This is a genomic window from Actinomarinicola tropica (assembly GCF_009650215.1).
GTDB classification, from domain to species: Bacteria; Actinomycetota; Acidimicrobiia; order Acidimicrobiales; family SKKL01; genus Actinomarinicola; species Actinomarinicola tropica.
The window spans coordinates 3514746-3531446 of the sequence record NZ_CP045851.1; the positions used below are offsets into that span (position 1 = coordinate 3514746).

The following is a 16701-nucleotide window of genomic DNA, read 5'->3' on the forward strand; positions in this document are numbered from 1 at the left end:
TATCGTGAGGCGATGGGTCCTCCACAGGCGACGCTGACCGATGCCGACTTCGAGCGCCTGCTCGACTTCCGGGACGGGCTCCGCCGGTTCCTCCGCTGGAGCGAGGACGAAGCCAAGGGCGTCGGGCTCACCGCCGCGCAGCACCAGCTCCTGCTCGTCGTGCGCGGGCACGGGTCGGCGCCGTCGATCAGCGACGTGGCCGACCACCTCCTGCTGCGGCACCACAGCGCCGTCGAGCTCGTCGATCGTGCCGAGGCCGCCGGCCTCGTCGAGCGGCTCCACGACGACGACGACCAGCGCATCGTTCGACTGCAGCTGACACCGGACGGCGCCGCCAAGGTCGAGTCGCTCGCCGCCGCCCACCTCGAGGAGCTCTCCCGGCTCCGGCCGAGGTTCACGACCCTGTGGAGCGACCTCCCCGATCCGCACGACCGCTGACCGCTCCCCGCACGGCCGCGGCGACGTCGCCGGCCGACGTGCCGGGACCGAGGATGGCCGCGACGCCCGCGTCCCGCAGCGGCTCGACGTCGACCTCGGGGATGATCCCCCCGACGATCACCGGGATGTCGAGCCCCGCGCCACGCAGCGCCTCGACCATCCGCGGGGCGATCGTCATGTGGCTCGCGTTGTGGAGCGACAGGCCCACCGCGTCGGCATCCTCGTCGAGAGCGGCGGCGACGACCGTCTCCACCGTCTGGCGGAGGCCCAGGTAGATCACCTCGATGCCGGCGTCGCGCAGCATGCGCGTCACCACCCGCAGCCCCCGGTCGTGGCCGTCGAGCCCGACCTTGGCCAGCACCACCCGCGGCCGCTCGACGACGCTCACGCCACCGCCGACTCCTCGTAGCGACCGAACACCGACGCCAGGGCGTCCACGACCTCCTCGAGCGTGGCGTACGTGCGCACGGCGTCGATGAGGGCGGGCAGGAGGTTCGTCGACGGGTCGGCGGCGTCGGCACGCACCCGCCCGAGGGCGGCCGCCACGACGGCGTCGTCGCGCTCCTGCTTCACGGCGGCCAGCCGGGCGAGCTGCTCCTCCTCCACCCGGGGATCGATGCGGAGGATCTCGGCCTCGCCCTCCTCGTTCCCCTCGCGGAAGGCGTTGACGCCGACGATGATCCGCTCGCCGGCGTCGACCTCGCGCTGGAACCGGTACGACGCCTCGGCGATCTCGCCCACGAACCACCCGTCCTCGATGCCGGCGTAGACGCCCTCGAGCATCGACCCGGCACCGGCCTCGTCGATGTGGTCGAAGATCTCCTCGGCCCGGCGCTCGACCTCGTCGGTCATCCACTCGACGAACGGCGCCCCACCGAGCGGGTCGACCACGTTCGCCACGCCGGTCTCGTGGGCGATGATCTGCTGGGTGCGCAGCGCGATCCGCGCCGCGGCCTCGGTGGGCAGCGCCAGCGCCTCGTCGTAGGCGTCGGTGTGCAGCGACTGCACGCCCCCGAGCACCGCCGAGAGCGCCTGGAGCGACACCCGGGCGATGTTGTTGCGGGGCTGCTGGGCGGTGAGCGACACGCCGGCGGTCTGGGCGTGCATGCGCAGCATGTGCGAGCGGGGGTCGGTGGCGCCGTAGCGGTCGCGCATCCAGCGGGCCCAGATGCGACGGGCCGCCCGGAACTTGCCGACCTCCTCGAACAGGTCCGAGTGGGCGTTGAAGAAGAACGACAGCCGCGGGGCGAAGTCGTCGACGGCCAGGCCCGCGGCCACCGCCGCCTCGACGTAGGCGAAGCCGTTGGCGAGGGTGAACGCGAGCTCCTGCACCGCCGTCGAGCCGGCCTCGCGGATGTGGTAGCCGGACACCGAAACCGGGTGCCAACGGGGCATCTCCGCCGCCGTGAACGCCACCAGGTCGCTGACGAGGCGCACGGACGGGCGCGGCGGGAAGATGTACTCCTTCTGGGCCTGGTACTCCTTCAGGATGTCGTTCTGGATCGTGCCCGACAGCCGGGCCCGCTCCACGCCGGCGGCCTCGGCCGCCGCGACGAACATCGCCATGACGACGGCGGCGGGGCCGTTGATCGTCATCGACGTCGAGACCGCGCCCAGGTCGATGCCGGCGAAGAGGTCCTCGACGTCGGCAAGCGTGTCGACGGCGACACCGGCGCGCCCGACCTCGCCGAGGGCCCACGGGCTGTCGGAGTCGCGCCCCATGAGCGTCGGCATGTCGAACGCCGTGGACAGGCCGGTCCCCCCGCTGCGGAGCAGCTCGCGGAACCGGGCGTTGGTGTCGGCCGCGGTCCCGAAGCCGGCGAACATCCGCATCGTCCACAGGCGGGAGCGGTACATCGAGGCGTGGATGCCCCGGGTGTAGGGGAACTGGCCCGGGTACGGGCCATCGCCGTGCAGGGGCGGCAGGTCGACCCCCGACATGGTGGAGAAGGGCACGTCACGCTGCGGGGCCGCGCCGTAGGCGGCCTCCCACGCCGCCCGTGCCTGGTCGTCAGCGTCCATCGCCGCCCTCCATCCCGGACGGTCGTCGGTCCCTGCCCGCACCCTACGACCCGCCTCTCGCCGCTTCCACCGATCGCGTCGACCCCGCCGGCCACCCGGTCGCGGGGTCGATCCCGCCAGCGGGTTGGCGCGATCACCCCCGCGATCCGGTCGCGGGGTCGATCCCGCCAGCGGGTTGGCGCGATCGCCCCCGCGGGGTGGTGGGTGTGGCACCGTGTCGGCACGACGAGCAGGAGGACGAGGGCGTGGCGGGTATCCGTGAGCGGTTGGCTTCACTCGGGCGGCTGTGGCAGCTCGCGCCCCGGCGGCTGCGCCAGACGATCGTGCTCGTGCTCGGCACGACGATCGTCCTGCTCGGCCTGGCACTGATCGTCCTGCCCGGACCCTTCACCCTCCCGCTGCTGCTGCTCGGCTTCGCCATCCTCGGCACCGAGTTCGCCTGGGCCGCGGCGGCGCTCGAGCGCACGAAGGCCGGGATGGCCGCCGGTGCACGGGTCGCGAAGCGGGCCGCCGGTGCCGCCGCCGACCGAGGCAGCCGCATCGTGCGCCGACGTCGGGACTGAGGCTCAGCCGGGGACGTCGATGGCGACCCGCTGGTGCTCGGCGCCGGGCGCCGACGACGAGGCGACGACCAGCTCGTAGCGTCCGGGGTCGACCACCCACCCGCCACGCGCGCCGTCCCACCGCCTGAACGCCTCGACCCCGAGTCGCAGCCGCGCCACCGACGCACCGCCGGGCTCGACGACGAGCTTGTCCCACGCCACCAGCCACCGGGCGGGCCGCTCGACCGGGGCGTCCGGCGCGGTCAGGTAGCCCTGCACGACGACCGTCGCCGCCCGATCGCCGACGGACCGCACCGGCACCTCGACCACGACCTCGACATCGCCGTCCGTCGACCCGTGGCCGAACGACGACGCGACCGATGCGTCGCCCCACTCGGCCGTGCCGTACGACAGCCCGTGGCCGAACGGCACGAGCGGATCGGTCCCTGAGGCCGCGAACCCCCGGTAGCCCATCCGCAGTCCCTCGCCGTAGCGCTGGATGCCGTCGACCGGCTGGTAGTGCGGCCACGCCGGCGTGTCCTCGAGCCGGCGGGGGAACGTGATCGGCGACCGACCGCCGGGGTCGACGTCGCCCGACAGCACGTCCGCGACCGCGTCGGCCATGCCCTGGCCGCCGAACCACCCGATGACGACCGCGGCGACGTCGTCGATCCACGGCATGGCGACCGGCGCGCCGGCGTTGACGACGACGACCGTCCGGGGGTTGGCCGCCGCGACCCGCTGCACCAGCTCGTCCTGACGGCCGGGGAGGGCGATCGTCGTGCGGTCCTCCCCCTCGGTCTCCCACTCGTCGTTGGTGCCGACGACGACCACCGCCACGTCGGCGTCGGCGGCTGCGGCCACCGCTCGTTCGAGGGCGTCGGCCGGCTCCGGCGGGCGCAGGCCGATGCGCAGCGCGTTGAAGCCGCCCCGGCCGGTCGACGTCGCCCGCACCCGCACCGGCACGCCGGCGCGGAGGTCGACCACAGCACGCTGCTCGACCGCGCCCTGCCCGAAGAACATCTCGCCACGAGGGAGCGACCGCGTCGGATCGTCGAGCACGACCGTGTCGCCGACGACCACCTCGCCGGCGCCGGTCAGCGTCGCGCTGATCTCGTGCGGTCCGTCCACCTCCGGCACCAGCTCGCCCTCGAGCGCGACGTGGAAGCGCTCGGGGTCCACGCCGACCGGTGCCGACCCGAAGAAGCGGAGCATCGACGAGGCGGCGACCTCGGTGGTGACCGGCTCGGTCGACTCGTCCTGGCCGTTGCGGAAGGTGACGAGCAGCCCTGGCCGGCCGTCGGGGGTGCGCAGCACGCGGTCGGTCATCGGCGGCGGCATCCGGTCGATGCGCACGCCGGTCTCGTGCACGACGTGGCGGAAGCGCTCGGTGACCGCGTCGAGGATCGAGCGTCGCACCAGCGGCTGGAGGCTGGCGGACCCGCCACCCATGATGCGGGTGTCGGCGGCGTTCGGACCGACGACGGCGACCCGGGCGTCGTCGTCGAGCGGCAGCGTGCCGTCGTTGCGGACGAGCACCATCGCCGCGGCGGCGGCTCGGCGGCACAGCGCGCGCTCGGCCGGTTCGTCGACCGTCCGCTCCTCGCGCTCCGAGGACAGCTCCCGAGCGTGCACCCGGTCGGCGAGGTGCAGGACGTCGGCCGCCAGGTCGAGCACGCGCTCGGCCGGCACGTCGCCCGCCTCGACCGCGGCCTGCAGCCGCTCGCCGAAGATCGTCTGGGGCCCCGGCATGGCGACGTTCAGCCCGGCGAGGGCGGACGGCACGGTGTCGTGCGATCCGAACCAGTCCGAGACGACGAACCCGTCGAAGCCCCACTCCTCCCGCAGCACCTCGGTGAGCAGCCAGCGGTTCGCGGCGCAGTGCTCGCCGTGGAGCTGGTTGTAGGCGCTCATGACGCCCCACGCCCCGGCCTCCCGCACCGCAGACTCGAACGGCCGCAGGTAGAGCTCGCGCAGCACCCGTTCGTCGGCGTCGACGTCGACGGTCATGCGGTCGACCTCGGTGTCGTTGACCACGAAGTGCTTCACGGTGACGGCCACGTCGTGGGCCTGCACACCCCGGATGTAGGGGACGCAGAGGCGGGCGGTGAGCTCCGGATCCTCCGACATGCACTCGAAGACCCGGCCGCCGATCGGCGTGCGCTGGAGGTTCACGGTGGGCGCGAGCAGCACGTGGGCGCCTTTGCGGATCGACTCCGTGCCGAGCAGGTCGCCGAGCTCCCCGACCAGGTCCGGGTCCCACGTCGCCCCCACCGCGATGCCGGCGGGGATGACCACGCCGGGCGTCTGGCGGGTGCCGAGACCGTCACCCCGCACGCCGTTCGGCCCGTCGGACATCTTGATGGCCGGCAGACCGATCCGCTCGACGGGGTGGGTGCGCCAGGTGGAGGCGCCGCCGAGCAGCCGGCACGCCTCGGGAACGGTGAGCTGGTCCTCCATGGCCCGATCATGGCCGCTCGCGGACCTCCTGCGCCGCCTGCGGTACGGTCGCCGGCGCATGGCCGATCCTCCCGCCGCCGTCGAGGTCGACGAGCTCGTCGTGCGCTACGGCGAGCTGACGGCGGTCGACCACCTCTCGTTCCGCGCCGACGCGGGGCAGGTGACCGCGCTCCTCGGCCCCAACGGGGCGGGCAAGACATCGACGATCGAGACGGCCGAGGGGTACCGACGACCGGCCGCCGGACGGGTGCGGGTCCTCGGCCTGGACCCCGTCGCCGACCACGCCGAGGTCGTCCGCTCGCTCGGGATCATGCTGCAGCGCGGCGGCGTCTACCCCGGCATCCGGCCGCTCGAGGCGATCGAGCTGTTCGCCGCCTACTACGACGAGCCCCTCGACCCGCGGGCGCTGCTGGAGCGGGTCGGCCTCGGGGACCGGCAGAGCACGACGTGGCGCCGGTTGTCGGGTGGGGAGCAGCAACGCCTGTCGCTCGCCCTCGCGCTCGTCGGACGCCCCCGCGTCGTGGTGCTCGACGAGCCCACCGCCGGGCTCGACGTGACCGGCCGCCAGCTCGTCCACCGCATCGTCGGGGAGCTGCGGGACGACGGGGTCGCGGTGCTCCTCGCCACCCACGACCTCGCCGACGCCGAGGCCCTGGCCGACCACGTCGTCATCATCGACCACGGCGTCGCCGTCGCCGACGGGCCGCTCGACCGGATCCTGTCCGGGGAGGGTGACGAGATCCGCTTCACCTCGACGCCGGGCCTCGACGTCGACGCGCTGGGCGGCCACCTCGGAGCACCGGTGGAGGAGGTGCGGCCGGGGACGTACCTCGCCCGGCGCGCTCCCGACCCGGCGGCCGTCGCCGCGCTCACCGCCTGGCTGGCCGAGCGGGGCGCGGCCCTCGGGGAGCTGCGCGCCGGGCGGCAGCGCCTGGAGGACGTCTTCGTCCGGCTCACCGCGGAGCCCACGGCCGGCGAGGACCGTCGATGAGCGCCCTGCTGGCCCAGACGCGCACCGAGCTGCGGCTCAACCTGCGCAACGGCGAGCAGCTGCTCCTCACGCTCGGCATCCCCGTGCTGCTCCTCGTCTTCTTCAGCCTGGTCGAGGTCCTCCCCCTCCCCGACGACGTCGCCGAGCCCATCGACTTCCTCGCCCCCGGCGTGCTCGCGCTCGCCGTCCTCTCCACCGCCTTCACCGGCCTGGCCATCGCCACCGGGTTCGACCGCCAGTACGGCGTGCTGAAGCGGCTCGGCGCGACGCCGCTCGGGAGGGGTCGGCTCCTCGCCGCCAAGACCGCGACCGTCGTCGTCATCGAGCTCGTCCAGGTCGCGGTTCTCGTGCCCGTCGCGCTCCTGCTCGGCTGGGAGCCGTCGATCGACCCGCTGACCGTCCTCGCCGCCGTCGTCCTGGCGACGATCGCGTTCGCCGGCGTGGCCATGCTCATGGCCGGCACGCTGCCCGGGCTGGTCGTGCTCGCCGCCGCCAACGGGATCTACGTGCTGCTCCTGCTCGTCGGGGACCTGGTCATCCCCCTCGACGAGCTGCCGGGCGCGCTGCGGTCGGCCGCCCAGCTCCTTCCCACAGCGGCCTTCGCCGAGCTCCTCCGCGCCGGGCTCGGCGACGGGGAGGCCACCGCACCGGCGTGGATCGTGCTCGGCGCCTGGGCCGTGGCAGCACCCGTGGTGGCCGCGCGCGCCTTCCGCTGGGAGTGAGCCGCCGCCGGCCGACGGGCCGTCAGCCGAAGAACTCGAAGGTGGCGAGCACCGCGAGGTAGCACGCCGCGCCGGTGACGATGCCGGCGATGAACACCCAGCTGAACATGCGCGAGTCGAACTTCAGGTGCATGAAGAACGCCGCGACGTACCAGAACTTGATCACCATCAGCACGAGCAGGATGGGGATCACCGCGCTGCCGAGGGCGTCCTCGGCCGGGTAGGTGGCGACCTCCAGCGCGGTGAGCACCGCGAGGATGACCGCGATCTTCAGGTACGTCTTCTCGCCCGGGTGCTCGTGGGCGTGCTCGTCGGCGACGGGGAGCTCGGCGGAGGAATCGGGCGTGGCAACGCTGCTCATCGAAGCTCGGCTCCTAGGGGATCAGGTAGATGATCGTGAAGATGAGGATCCACACGATGTCGACGAAGTGCCAGTACAGGCCCACGATCTCGACGGCCTCGGAGCGCTCCTCCGACAGGCGGCCACGGATCGAGAGCACGAGCAGCGACAGCAGCATGATGATGCCGATCGTGACGTGCACGCCGTGGAACCCGGTGAGCGTGTAGAAGGCCGATCCGAAGATGTTCGTCGTGAAGCCGAGGCCCTCGCGGTAGAACGCGGTGAACTCGTAGATCTGGCCGGCGATGAAGGTCGAGCCGAGCAGCGCAGTGGTGAGGATCCAGAGCCGGAAGCGCCGGTGGTCGGCCTTCTGGATGGCGGCGAGGGCCAGCACCATCGTGAGCGAGCTCATCAGCAGCACGAACGACGAGGCCGACGTGAACGGGATGTCGAACACGTCGCGGGGGCTGATGCCGCCCTCGGGGACCCGGTCCTTGTACAGCAGGTAGGTGGAGATCAGGCCGCCGAAGAGCATGCACTCCGAGCCCAGGAACACCCACATCGCCATCTTGTTGTTGGAGATGCCGGTGGAGGTGGGGTGCCCCCCGACGTGGGTGGCGGGGTCGTAGCCGACGGCCGCGGCGGTGGTCGTCTCAGCCAACGGGGGCCTCCTCGGGCTGCTCGGCGGTCTCCGCCGTGGCGGTCTCGTCGGCGGTGTCGTCGGTGACCTCGCCGGTCGGGGCGTCGTCGTGGTGGTCGTCACCGTGGGCGTGGTCGACGTCGTCGGGCGGCTCGATGGCCCAGCCCCAGAGGCCGATCACGGTGATGATGCCGCCGACGATCGCGAGGATCTCGGTGTAGATGAGGCCCCAGCCGATGAGCGGCAGGCCGAAGGCGGTGACGAGGGGCCAGTACGACGGCGACGGCAGGTGCACGCCGGTGCCGTCGCCCGGCTGGGCGATCTCGTCACCGGTGGCGACCCGACGGACGCGGCCGTCCTCGTCCTCGGCGTACTTGCGGTGCCAGAACTCGTCGAGGTGGGTGACGGTGACGGTCTCGTCGAAGTTGTGCGTAGGGGTCGGCGACTGGACCATCCACTCGAGGCTGCGGGCGTCCCACGGGTCGGGGCCCGGGGCGGCCACGGACTGGGCCTGCTTCTTGCTGACGAAGATGTTGATGATGAACAGGAGCACCGAGAGGGCGATGATGAACGCACCGACGGTGGCGACCATGTTCCAGAGCTCGAAGCCGTAGTTCTCGTCGTAGGTGAACACGCGGCGGCTCATGCCCTGGAGGCCGAGGATTTGCATCGGGCCGAACGTCAGGTTGAAGCCGATGAGCAGGGTCCAGAAGTTCACCTTGCCCCAGCGTTCGTTCAGCATGTAGCCGAACGCCTTCGGCCACCAGAAGTAGAAGCCCGACATGAAGCCGAAGAAGGCGCCGCCGAACAGCACGTAGTGGAAGTGGGCGACGATGTAGTAGGTGTCGGTCTGCTGGGTGTCGGCCGGGGCCACGGCGTGGGTGACGCCGGAGAGGCCGCCGATGGTGAACATCGTGATGAGGCCGATCGCGAACAGCATCGAGGCCGTGAAGCGCAGGTGACCGCCCCACATCGTGGCGATCCAGTTGAGGATCTTCACGCCGGTGGGCACGGCGATGAACATCGTCGCGAGCGAGAACGCCGCCACCGACAGCGGGCCGATGCCGGAGGCGAACATGTGGTGCGCCCACACGCCGAAGCCCATGAAGGCGATGGCGATGCCGGAGAACACCATGAACGGGTAGCCGAAGATCGGCTTGCGGGAGAACACCGGCACGGTCTCGGACACGATGCCGAACGCCGGGAGGATCATCAGGTACACCTCGGGGTGACCGAAGATCCAGAAGAGGTGCTGCCACAGGAGCGGATCGCCACCGGCCTCGACGTTGAAGAAGTTGGCGCCGTAGAGGCGGTCCATGGCGAGCAGGACCTGGGCGACGGTGAGGACCGGGATCGCGAACAGCAGCAGGAACTGGGTGACCAGGGCCATCCAGGTGAACACCGGCATCTTCATCATCGTCATGCCCGGCGCCCGCATGTTGATGACGGTGGTGATGAGGTTCACCGCACCGGACAGCGAGGAGATGCCGGTGATGATGAGGCCCATGTTCCAGAAGTCGATGCCGTTGTTCGGCGAGAAGACGACGCCGGAGTTCGGGGCGTAGTTGAACCAGCCGCCGTCGGGGGCGTGGCCGAGGAGCCAGGCCGAGTTCAGCAGGATGCCGCCGCCGAGCAGGCACCAGAAGCTGAAGGCGTTGATCCGCGGGAACGCGACGTCACGGGCACCGATCTGCAACGGGATCAGGTAGTTCGCGAACGCCGAGCCGAGCGGCATGACGACGAGGAAGATCATCGTCGTGCCGTGCATCGTGAAGACCTGGTTGTACAGGTCGGCGGACAGCAGGTCGTTGTTCGGCACGGCCAGCTGGAGGCGGATGAGCAGCGCCTCGATGCCGCCGATGATCAGCCAGAAGATGGCCGATGCGCCGTACATGATGCCGATCTTCTTGTGGTCGACCGTGGTCAGCCACGAGCGCCAACCGGTCTCCGCCGTCGGACGTCGGAAGACGCCGAGGACCGGCGCGGGGCGCGACGTCTCGCCGGAGGGGAGTGCCAGTGGGCGATCCTCGGGGATGGTCATGACGCAGAAGCTCCGAAGGGGTCAGGTGACAGGGCCCGGAGGGCTCAGTCGTTGCGGGGACCGGTCCACACCGGTCGGTCGGCGGTGGAGAGCAGGTACTCGACGAGGTCGTCGATCTGGTTCTCGGTCAGGTTGAGGTTGGGCATGCCGCGCTGGTCCTCGGGGGCCATCGGCTTCTCCGCCGGGGGGTTCCGCAGCCAGGCCTCGAGCTGGCCGCGGTTGACGTCGCCGTTCTCGTCGTAGAGCTCGAAGATGCCGCCGGCGTAGCTGCGCCGGGAGGCGAAGTGCGTGAGGTCCGGCGCGACGCCCGCCACGAGCGGCACCGGGTTGACGTCACCCGGCTGGGTCTCGAGGCCGCGGATGGAGTGGCAGCTCGCGCAGTTCGCCTCGAACGCCTCGCGGCCACGGGCCTGCGACGCGGTCTCCGGCTCGCCGACGTCCTGGGCCTGCTCCTCGAGCCAGGCGTCGTACTCGTCCTGCGGCAGGGCGATGACCCGCATGCGCATCACGCCGTGGCTGAGGCCGCAGAACTCGGTGCACTGGCCGAAGAAGTAGCCGGGCTCGTCGCTCTCCATGCTCAGCGTGTGGGTGCGACCGGGGACGGCGTCGCGCTTGCCGTTGAGGCGGGGGATCCAGAAGCTGTGGATCACGTCGTTCGACTCGATCGACAGGTTCACCTGGCGACCGGCGGGGATGACCATCTCGGTGGCGGTGGAGAAGTCGAACTCGCCGTCGTCGTCGACGTCGTAGTTGAACTGCCACCACCACTGGTTGCCGACCACGTTGATGTCGACCGCGTCGTCGTCGCGCTTCTCGAGCTCGAAGATCGTGACGAGGGTGAACACGGCGACGAAGGCGAGGATGACGGCGGGGAGGATCGTCCAGCCGAGCTCGAGCGGCGTGTTGCCGTGGGTCTGCGTCGGCACGACGCTGTCGTCGTCGCCCTTGCGCTGGCGGAAGCGCCACGCGATGACCAGCACGCCGACCTCGACGAGCACGAACACCACACCGGCGATCAGGAAGACCGGCCCGACGAGGTCCTGGATGGTGCGAGCGGCGGGGCCCTCGGGCTCGAGCGTGTCGAGCGGCGCGTCCTCGGCGCAGCCGCTGAGGACCAGCACCAGGCCGGCCAGGCCGGCGAGGAGCCAGGACCGCCGTGAGCGGTGGGAGGTCGTCTTCACGGAGGTCATTCCTCGGTGTCTCCAGCGTCGGTGTCAGCGTCGGAGTCGTCCGACTGGTCCTCGTCGGTGTCCACGGAGGACTCGCCCTCGTCCTGGGCATCGTCCTCGTCCAGCGCGTCGTCGGCGCCGCCGTGGTCCTCCACATCTTCGCCGTGCCCACCCACGTAGTGGAAATCGCGCTCGCCGGCACCGATGCCGACGATGCCGCCGACCACCAGGGACACACCGCCGAGGAGCAGCACGGCCGTGATCACGCCCCGGCTCACGGCCGGTCGGGAGGCGATCAAGGCGGCGACGCCCATGATGAGGATGGCCGTCACCGAGAAGACCGCGATCGAGCCCCACTTCGAGAGGGCGAGCAGCATCCGGGAGGCGAAGAAGACGAAGGTGGCGATGCCGATGATCGCGACGGCCGGGATCTCGACCGGCTGCATCACCCGGTTGCGGATCGCACGGTTCGCCGCCGGATCGCCGGTGGCCCGGTCGGCCCAGGCGGTGGCGGTCCACTCGACGGCGGCGATGACGAGCAGGGCGATGCCCACGCCGGTGAGCAGCGGCTCGACCACGAGGCCGATGACGACGGCGACCACGCCGAAGGCGGTGACGACCGGCCAGAGCGAGAGGTCGGTGTGCGGGCGGGCGGCGGGCAGGGCCTCGGTGCCGGCGACCTGGGCGACGGCCTCGGCCTCGGCGTCGCGGAACGCCGTGGTGACCACGCCGTACGTGATCGAGGTGGCCGCGGTGGACACGAGGACCACGTAGCCGAGCTGGTCGCCGACCGCGCCGCTCCAGCCGAACGACAAGACCCCCACCGGCGAACCGCCCGAGGCCAGGCCGAGCACGGCGGCGGCCACGAGGGCGAAGGCGGCGAGTCCGAAGTAGACCTTTGCTCCGACAGTGATCATTCCCGTGCCTTACTTGATGTTGTAGATGGCCGCCCAGATCATGGCGTAGGCGAGGACGCTGGCGTGCCAGAACAGGGCGGCGGCGGTCAGTCCCTCGTGGTCCTTGGCGGAGTACTGGCCGCCGAGGGCCCGGAAGGACATGAGGGCGAGGAAGATCATGGCCACGACGAGCATGACGATCTGGGTGCCGGTGATGGCGTAGATCAGCACCGCCTGCACCGCGTGCTCGCCGGCGACCTCCCAGCCCATCCAGCCGTAGAGGAAGGAGGCCTGGTTGAGGAAGGCGGCGGACAGCACGAGCGTGATGCCCGCGGCGAGGTAGGTGTTCATCCGGTCGTCGTGGGCGATCGCCCACTTGACCCACTGCACGGTGACCGACGACATCAGCAGCGTGACGAGCATGACCGACGCCGGGGTGAGGGGGATGGTGCCGGCGCCGTCGGGGATCCACCCCTCGCCGAACTCCTGGCGGTTGACGGCGTAGAGGGCGAACATGCCGGCGAACGCCATGGCGATGGCGCCGACGGTGAGGGCGGTGCCGATCAGCAGCAGCCGGGGCCGGGCCGGCTCGGCCGGCGGGGCCTCGGGGATGAGGTCGGTGACGACGGCGGGGGTGGCGGCGCTCATGCCGACGCGTCCTCCTGGGCGGTCTCGGTGAACAGCGGCCGCTCGTCGGTCACGACGGGCGCCTCGGGGAAGTTGCCGCGGACGGGGGGCGAGGCGGTGGCCCACTCCAGGGTGTGACCGCCCCACGGGTCGTTCGGGACGTCCTCGCTCGAGCGCCGGCCCTGGAAGAGGGCGGCGACGCCGGCGAGCACGCCGAGCAGGACGAGGGCGACGCCGGCCGCACCAGCGAGGTTCAGCGCCTCGACGCCGTCGCGAGCGGTGGCGACCTCGGGGGCGTCAGGCTGGTCGAGCGCACCCGCGGCCAGCATGGCGGCGCCGGCGAGCAGGGAGCCGAGGGCGACGACGGCGGGGACGAGCTTGCCCGGGCCGTCGACGAGGAGGCGGCCGTAGACCTTCGGGGCCCAGAACCACGTGCCGGCGAACACCGCGACGATCACCGAGCCGACGACCAGGTGGAGGTGGCCGAGCGCCCAGGTGGTGCCCATGAGGTCGAGGGGTTCGACGACGTGGACGGCCCCGGCGGCGGTGGCCGCGACGAGCACGAGGCCGGCGGTGAGGGCGCCGATGACCGGGGCGGCCGGGCGGAGGCCGCCGCGCATGGTCTCGCCGGAGAGGGCGAGCACCATCAGGACCGGGAGGATGGCGAGCACGCCCATGGCGACGAACAGCGGATCGTCGGCGATCGCCATCGGGTCGTCGCGCAGCGCACCGAGCTGGGCCCACGAGCCGATGGCCAGGGCGCCGAAGAGGCCGATGGCGACCTGGACCGCACCCTGCATCCGCTGCCGGGCACCGGCGAACACGGGGATGACGTCGGCGATGATGCCGAGCACGGGGATGGCGATCACGTAGATCTGCGGCTGGGAGACGAGCCAGGAGAGCTGCGGGAGGATCGCCTCGTTGGCGCCGAAGAGCGCCTGGCCGTACCGGTGGTCGATGTAGATGACGAGCAGGCTGCCGATGGCGACGGGGAAGGTCAGCAGCCACACCGACCCGGCGACGAGCATCGAGAAGCTGAAGAGCGGGGTGCGGCGCAGGGTCATGCCCGTGGTGCGCAGGCCGAGGACGGTGGTGACGACGCACACGGTGGCGAGCAGCAGGGCGGCGATCACGACGATCGTGGCGAGCAGCCACAGGTCGGTGCCCTTCAGGTCGCTGCCGCCGGGGCCGCCGCCGACGAGGTAGCCGGCGATCCACAGGGCGCCGCCGAGGGCCCAGGTCCAGAAGGCGAGGTTGGCCGCCCGCCCGAAGGCCAGCGTGGTGGCGCCGACCTGGAGGGGCACGACCACCATCGCCAGGCCGAGCAGCGCGGGGATGGCGAACAGGACGACGAGCCCGATGCGGTGGGCGCTCACCATCTGGGTGAGCACGTCGGCGTCGAGCAGCGAGATGCTGTCGACCGTCGTGCGCTCGATGTCGAGCAGCAGGCCGACGGCCAGGGCGGCGACGAGCCCGATGAAGGAGCCGCCGAGGAACATCCGGCCGACGCGGGCACCGTCGCCGGTGCCGACGACGTTGGCGAGATCGCCGAACTCGCCCTCGGCGGGGGCCTCGGTGCCGGTGGTGCCGGTCGCCGGTGCGGTCTCGGTGATCGTCATGGGTGTGGATGCCTCGACGTGTTCGACGGTGCTCGAGATGAGGTCATGGCGGACCGTCCCCGGGCCGCGCGCACCCCTCCGAACACCTCGTCGGAGTGGGTTTCACTACGGGCGGGGACACTACACAGTCCGGCTCGGCGGCTTCGAACTCGCCCCCCGGCGTCGGGCCGGGTGACCGCGTTCACAAGCGGCCCCGCGGTGGGGCTCACAGCGGCACCTCGACGAACTGGTCGAGGGCCATCGCACCGAACAGCAGGGTGACGTAGGTGATCGACCATCCGAAGAGCCGCATCGCCGCGCGCGTGGTGCCGGAGCGGTGCAGGGCCACCGCGAACCAGAGGAACAGGCCGCCGAGGACGACGGCGGCGGCGCCGTAGACCCAGCCCATCTCGGCCACGGGCCAGAAGACGATCGTCAGGGCCCACAGGAGCAGGGTGTAGCCGATGATGCGGGTGGTCGTCGTCTTGAGCGAGGCCACCGAGGGCAGCATCGGCACGTCGACCGCGGCGTAGTCGTCCTTGTACTTCACGGCCAGCGCCCAGAAGTGGGGCGGCGTCCAGTAGAAGATGACGGCGAAGAGGACGACCGGCGCCCAGTCCAGGGTGCCGGTGACCGCCGACCAGCCGATGAGGACCGGGGCGGCACCCGCAGCGCCGCCGATGACGATGTTGCGCTCCGACGTGCGCTTCAGCCACAGCGTGTAGACGAAGACGTAGAAGAGGCAGGCGGCGACGGCGAGGACGGCGCTCAGCAGGTTCACGAACGCCCAGAGCCAGGCGAAGGCGAGGACCTCGATCGTCACGGCGAAGATCAGCGCGTTCCGCGGGGTCACGACGCCGGTGACGAGCGGGCGGTTCTTCGTGCGCTCCATCACGGCGTCGATGTCGCGGTCGACGTACATGTTGATGGCGTTGGCGCCGCCCGCGGCCAGGGTCCCGCCGACGACGGTCGCCACCATGAGCCAGATCGAGGGGAGGCCGCGCTCCGCCACGATCATCGTGGGGACCGTGGTGACGAGCAGGAGCTCGATGATCCTCGGCTTGGTGAGCGCCACGTAGCCCGCGATCTGCGCGCGGAGCGTCGGTGACCCGGTCGTGAGCACGGGTCGAGAGTAGGACCGAGTCGATCCGGAAGGCCAAAGCAGGTCGGTTCCGTGCCGTCCGTCATGCCGACTTCGTGGTGGCCGCCGCCCGGTCCTACCATCGACCCCGTGGCTCGCCGCACCTCCCCTGCCGAGCGGACGGTCTCGCCGGCGACGTTCCGGCGCATCACGCTGGCGGTCCTCGTCACCCAGGTCGTCATCGTGCTCACCGGTGCCGCGGTGCGGCTCACCGGCTCCGGCCTCGGCTGCTCCAACTGGCCGAACTGCACCGAGGAGCGGCTCGTCGCCCCGATGGAGTACAACGCGCTCATCGAGTTCGTGAACCGGCTGGTGTCCTTCCCCGTGCTCGCCGCGGTGCTGGTGGCCCTCTGGGCCGCCCGACGGCGCACCCCCTACCGGTCGGACCTGTTCACGCTCTCCGCCGTGATCCTCGGCGGCGTCGTCGCCCAGGTGCTGATCGGCGCCGTCGTCGTGTGGCTGCACCTCCTGCCCTCGACGGTGATCGTCCACTTCCTCATCTCGATGGTCCTCATCGGCACGTCGGTCGCGCTCCACCACCGAGCCAGGGCCGACCTCGACGCCGACGGCCGGCCGGGCGGGGGGCGTCGGGCGTGGGTCGCGAGCCGGTCGCACGGCCTGGCCAACCTGCTCGTCGTCGGCGCGGGCGCCGTCCTCGTGACCGGCACGCTCGTCACCGGGTCGGGCCCGCACGGCGGCGACGAGGAGGCCGAGCGGCTCGGCCTCTTCCTCCCGACGATCACCCGCGTGCACGCCGTCACCGTGTGGATCTTCCTCGCGGTGCTCGTCGTCACCCTGCTCGTCCTGCGTCGCGAAGGTGCGCCGCGCACGGTGCTGCAGGCCGGCACGACGATCCTCGCCGTCGGCGTCGCCCAGGGCTCGATCGGCTACCTCCAGTACTGGAACGGCGTGCCCGAGCTGCTCGTGTTCCTGCACATCATCGGCGCCATGGCCGTGTGGGGCACCGCCGTCTGGTTCCGCCTGGAGCACGCGGCCAGCGCGCGCGCCGGCGTCGACGCGGGTCCGGTGCCCGTCCCCGCGGGAGGTGCGACGTGAGCTCGCCCTCGCCCACCG

At 71.7% G+C, this 16701-nt stretch carries 16 protein-coding genes; 5 read left to right on the top strand and 11 right to left on the bottom strand.

Going from position 1 to position 16701, the window contains the following annotated elements; genetic code table 11:
• Window positions 1-12: 12 nt before the first annotated feature.
• Window positions 13-438: a MarR family winged helix-turn-helix transcriptional regulator gene (locus GH723_RS17335; protein WP_153760822.1), complete on the top strand. Its 426-nt coding sequence runs from the start codon at window positions 13-15 to the stop codon at window positions 436-438.
• Here the strand turns inward: GH723_RS17335 and GH723_RS17340 are convergent.
• Window positions 395-826, bottom strand: a complete 432-nt coding sequence (locus GH723_RS17340) for a cobalamin B12-binding domain-containing protein (RefSeq protein WP_153760823.1) — start codon at window positions 824-826, stop codon at window positions 395-397. The two genes, GH723_RS17335 and GH723_RS17340, sit on opposite strands and share 44 nt — an antisense overlap.
• Window positions 823-2460, bottom strand: a complete 1638-nt coding sequence (locus GH723_RS17345) for an acyl-CoA mutase large subunit family protein (protein ID WP_153760824.1) — start codon at window positions 2458-2460, stop codon at window positions 823-825. The genes GH723_RS17340 and GH723_RS17345 overlap by 4 nt, the downstream gene beginning before the upstream one ends.
• Window positions 2461-2666: 206 nt before the next feature.
• Between GH723_RS17345 and GH723_RS17350 the strand changes: the two genes are divergently transcribed.
• The gene (locus tag GH723_RS17350) at window positions 2667-3023 is read left to right on the top strand and encodes a PGPGW domain-containing protein (RefSeq protein ID WP_229022910.1); all 357 of its coding nucleotides are present in this window, start codon (window positions 2667-2669) and stop codon (window positions 3021-3023) included.
• Window positions 3024-3026: 3 nt separating this feature from the next.
• Here the strand turns inward: GH723_RS17350 and GH723_RS17355 are convergent, their stop codons facing one another.
• Window positions 3027-5462, bottom strand: a complete 2436-nt coding sequence (locus tag GH723_RS17355) for a beta-glucosidase (RefSeq protein ID WP_195210397.1) — start codon at window positions 5460-5462, stop codon at window positions 3027-3029.
• A 58-nt stretch (window positions 5463-5520) separates the two neighbouring features.
• Here GH723_RS17355 and GH723_RS17360 point away from each other — a divergent pair, with 58 nt between their 5' ends.
• Both GH723_RS17360 and GH723_RS17365 read left to right on the top strand, forming a co-directional pair.
• On the top strand, window positions 5521-6453 hold the full coding sequence (locus GH723_RS17360) for an ABC transporter ATP-binding protein (RefSeq protein ID WP_153760826.1): 933 nt from the start codon (window positions 5521-5523) through the stop codon (window positions 6451-6453).
• On the top strand, window positions 6450-7175 hold the full coding sequence (locus GH723_RS17365; protein WP_153760827.1) for an ABC transporter permease: 726 nt from the start codon (window positions 6450-6452) through the stop codon (window positions 7173-7175). The genes GH723_RS17360 and GH723_RS17365 overlap by 4 nt, the downstream gene beginning before the upstream one ends.
• Before the next feature lie 22 nt (window positions 7176-7197).
• Here the strand turns inward: GH723_RS17365 and GH723_RS17370 are convergent, their stop codons facing one another.
• The 8 genes from GH723_RS17370 to GH723_RS17405 all read right to left on the bottom strand — a co-directional run bounded on the left by GH723_RS17370 (window position 7198) and on the right by GH723_RS17405 (window position 15609).
• A complete protein-coding gene (locus GH723_RS17370; RefSeq protein WP_153760828.1) occupies window positions 7198-7536 on the bottom strand; it encodes a cytochrome C oxidase subunit IV family protein in 339 nt (112 codons plus the stop codon).
• A 13-nt stretch (window positions 7537-7549) separates the two neighbouring features.
• Window positions 7550-8176, bottom strand: coding sequence for a cytochrome c oxidase subunit 3 (locus tag GH723_RS17375; protein ID WP_229022911.1), 627 nt, complete (start codon window positions 8174-8176; stop codon window positions 7550-7552).
• Window positions 8169-10196, bottom strand: a complete 2028-nt coding sequence (ctaD, locus tag GH723_RS17380; protein WP_153760829.1) for a cytochrome c oxidase subunit I — start codon at window positions 10194-10196, stop codon at window positions 8169-8171. The genes GH723_RS17375 and ctaD overlap by 8 nt, the downstream gene beginning before the upstream one ends.
• 44 nt (window positions 10197-10240) lie before the next feature.
• The gene (gene coxB / locus GH723_RS17385; RefSeq protein WP_195210398.1) at window positions 10241-11377 is read right to left on the bottom strand and encodes a cytochrome c oxidase subunit II; all 1137 of its coding nucleotides are present in this window, start codon (window positions 11375-11377) and stop codon (window positions 10241-10243) included.
• A gap of 5 nt (window positions 11378-11382) precedes the next feature.
• The gene (locus GH723_RS17390) at window positions 11383-12282 is read right to left on the bottom strand and encodes a hypothetical protein (RefSeq protein ID WP_153760831.1); all 900 of its coding nucleotides are present in this window, start codon (window positions 12280-12282) and stop codon (window positions 11383-11385) included.
• Window positions 12283-12291: 9 nt separating this feature from the next.
• Complete coding sequence (locus GH723_RS17395) at window positions 12292-12909, bottom strand: cytochrome c oxidase subunit 3 (protein ID WP_153760832.1); 618 nt, start codon at window positions 12907-12909, stop codon at window positions 12292-12294.
• Window positions 12906-14507, bottom strand: a complete 1602-nt coding sequence (locus tag GH723_RS17400) for a cbb3-type cytochrome c oxidase subunit I (protein ID WP_153760833.1) — start codon at window positions 14505-14507, stop codon at window positions 12906-12908. The genes GH723_RS17395 and GH723_RS17400 overlap by 4 nt, the downstream gene beginning before the upstream one ends.
• 205 nt (window positions 14508-14712) lie before the next feature.
• Complete coding sequence (locus tag GH723_RS17405; protein ID WP_153760834.1) at window positions 14713-15609, bottom strand: heme o synthase; 897 nt, start codon at window positions 15607-15609, stop codon at window positions 14713-14715.
• A 108-nt stretch (window positions 15610-15717) separates the two neighbouring features.
• Between GH723_RS17405 and GH723_RS17410 the strand changes: the two genes are divergently transcribed.
• Window positions 15718-16683: a COX15/CtaA family protein gene (locus tag GH723_RS17410; protein WP_195210399.1), complete on the top strand. Its 966-nt coding sequence runs from the start codon at window positions 15718-15720 to the stop codon at window positions 16681-16683.
• Window positions 16684-16701 lie beyond the last annotated feature (18 nt).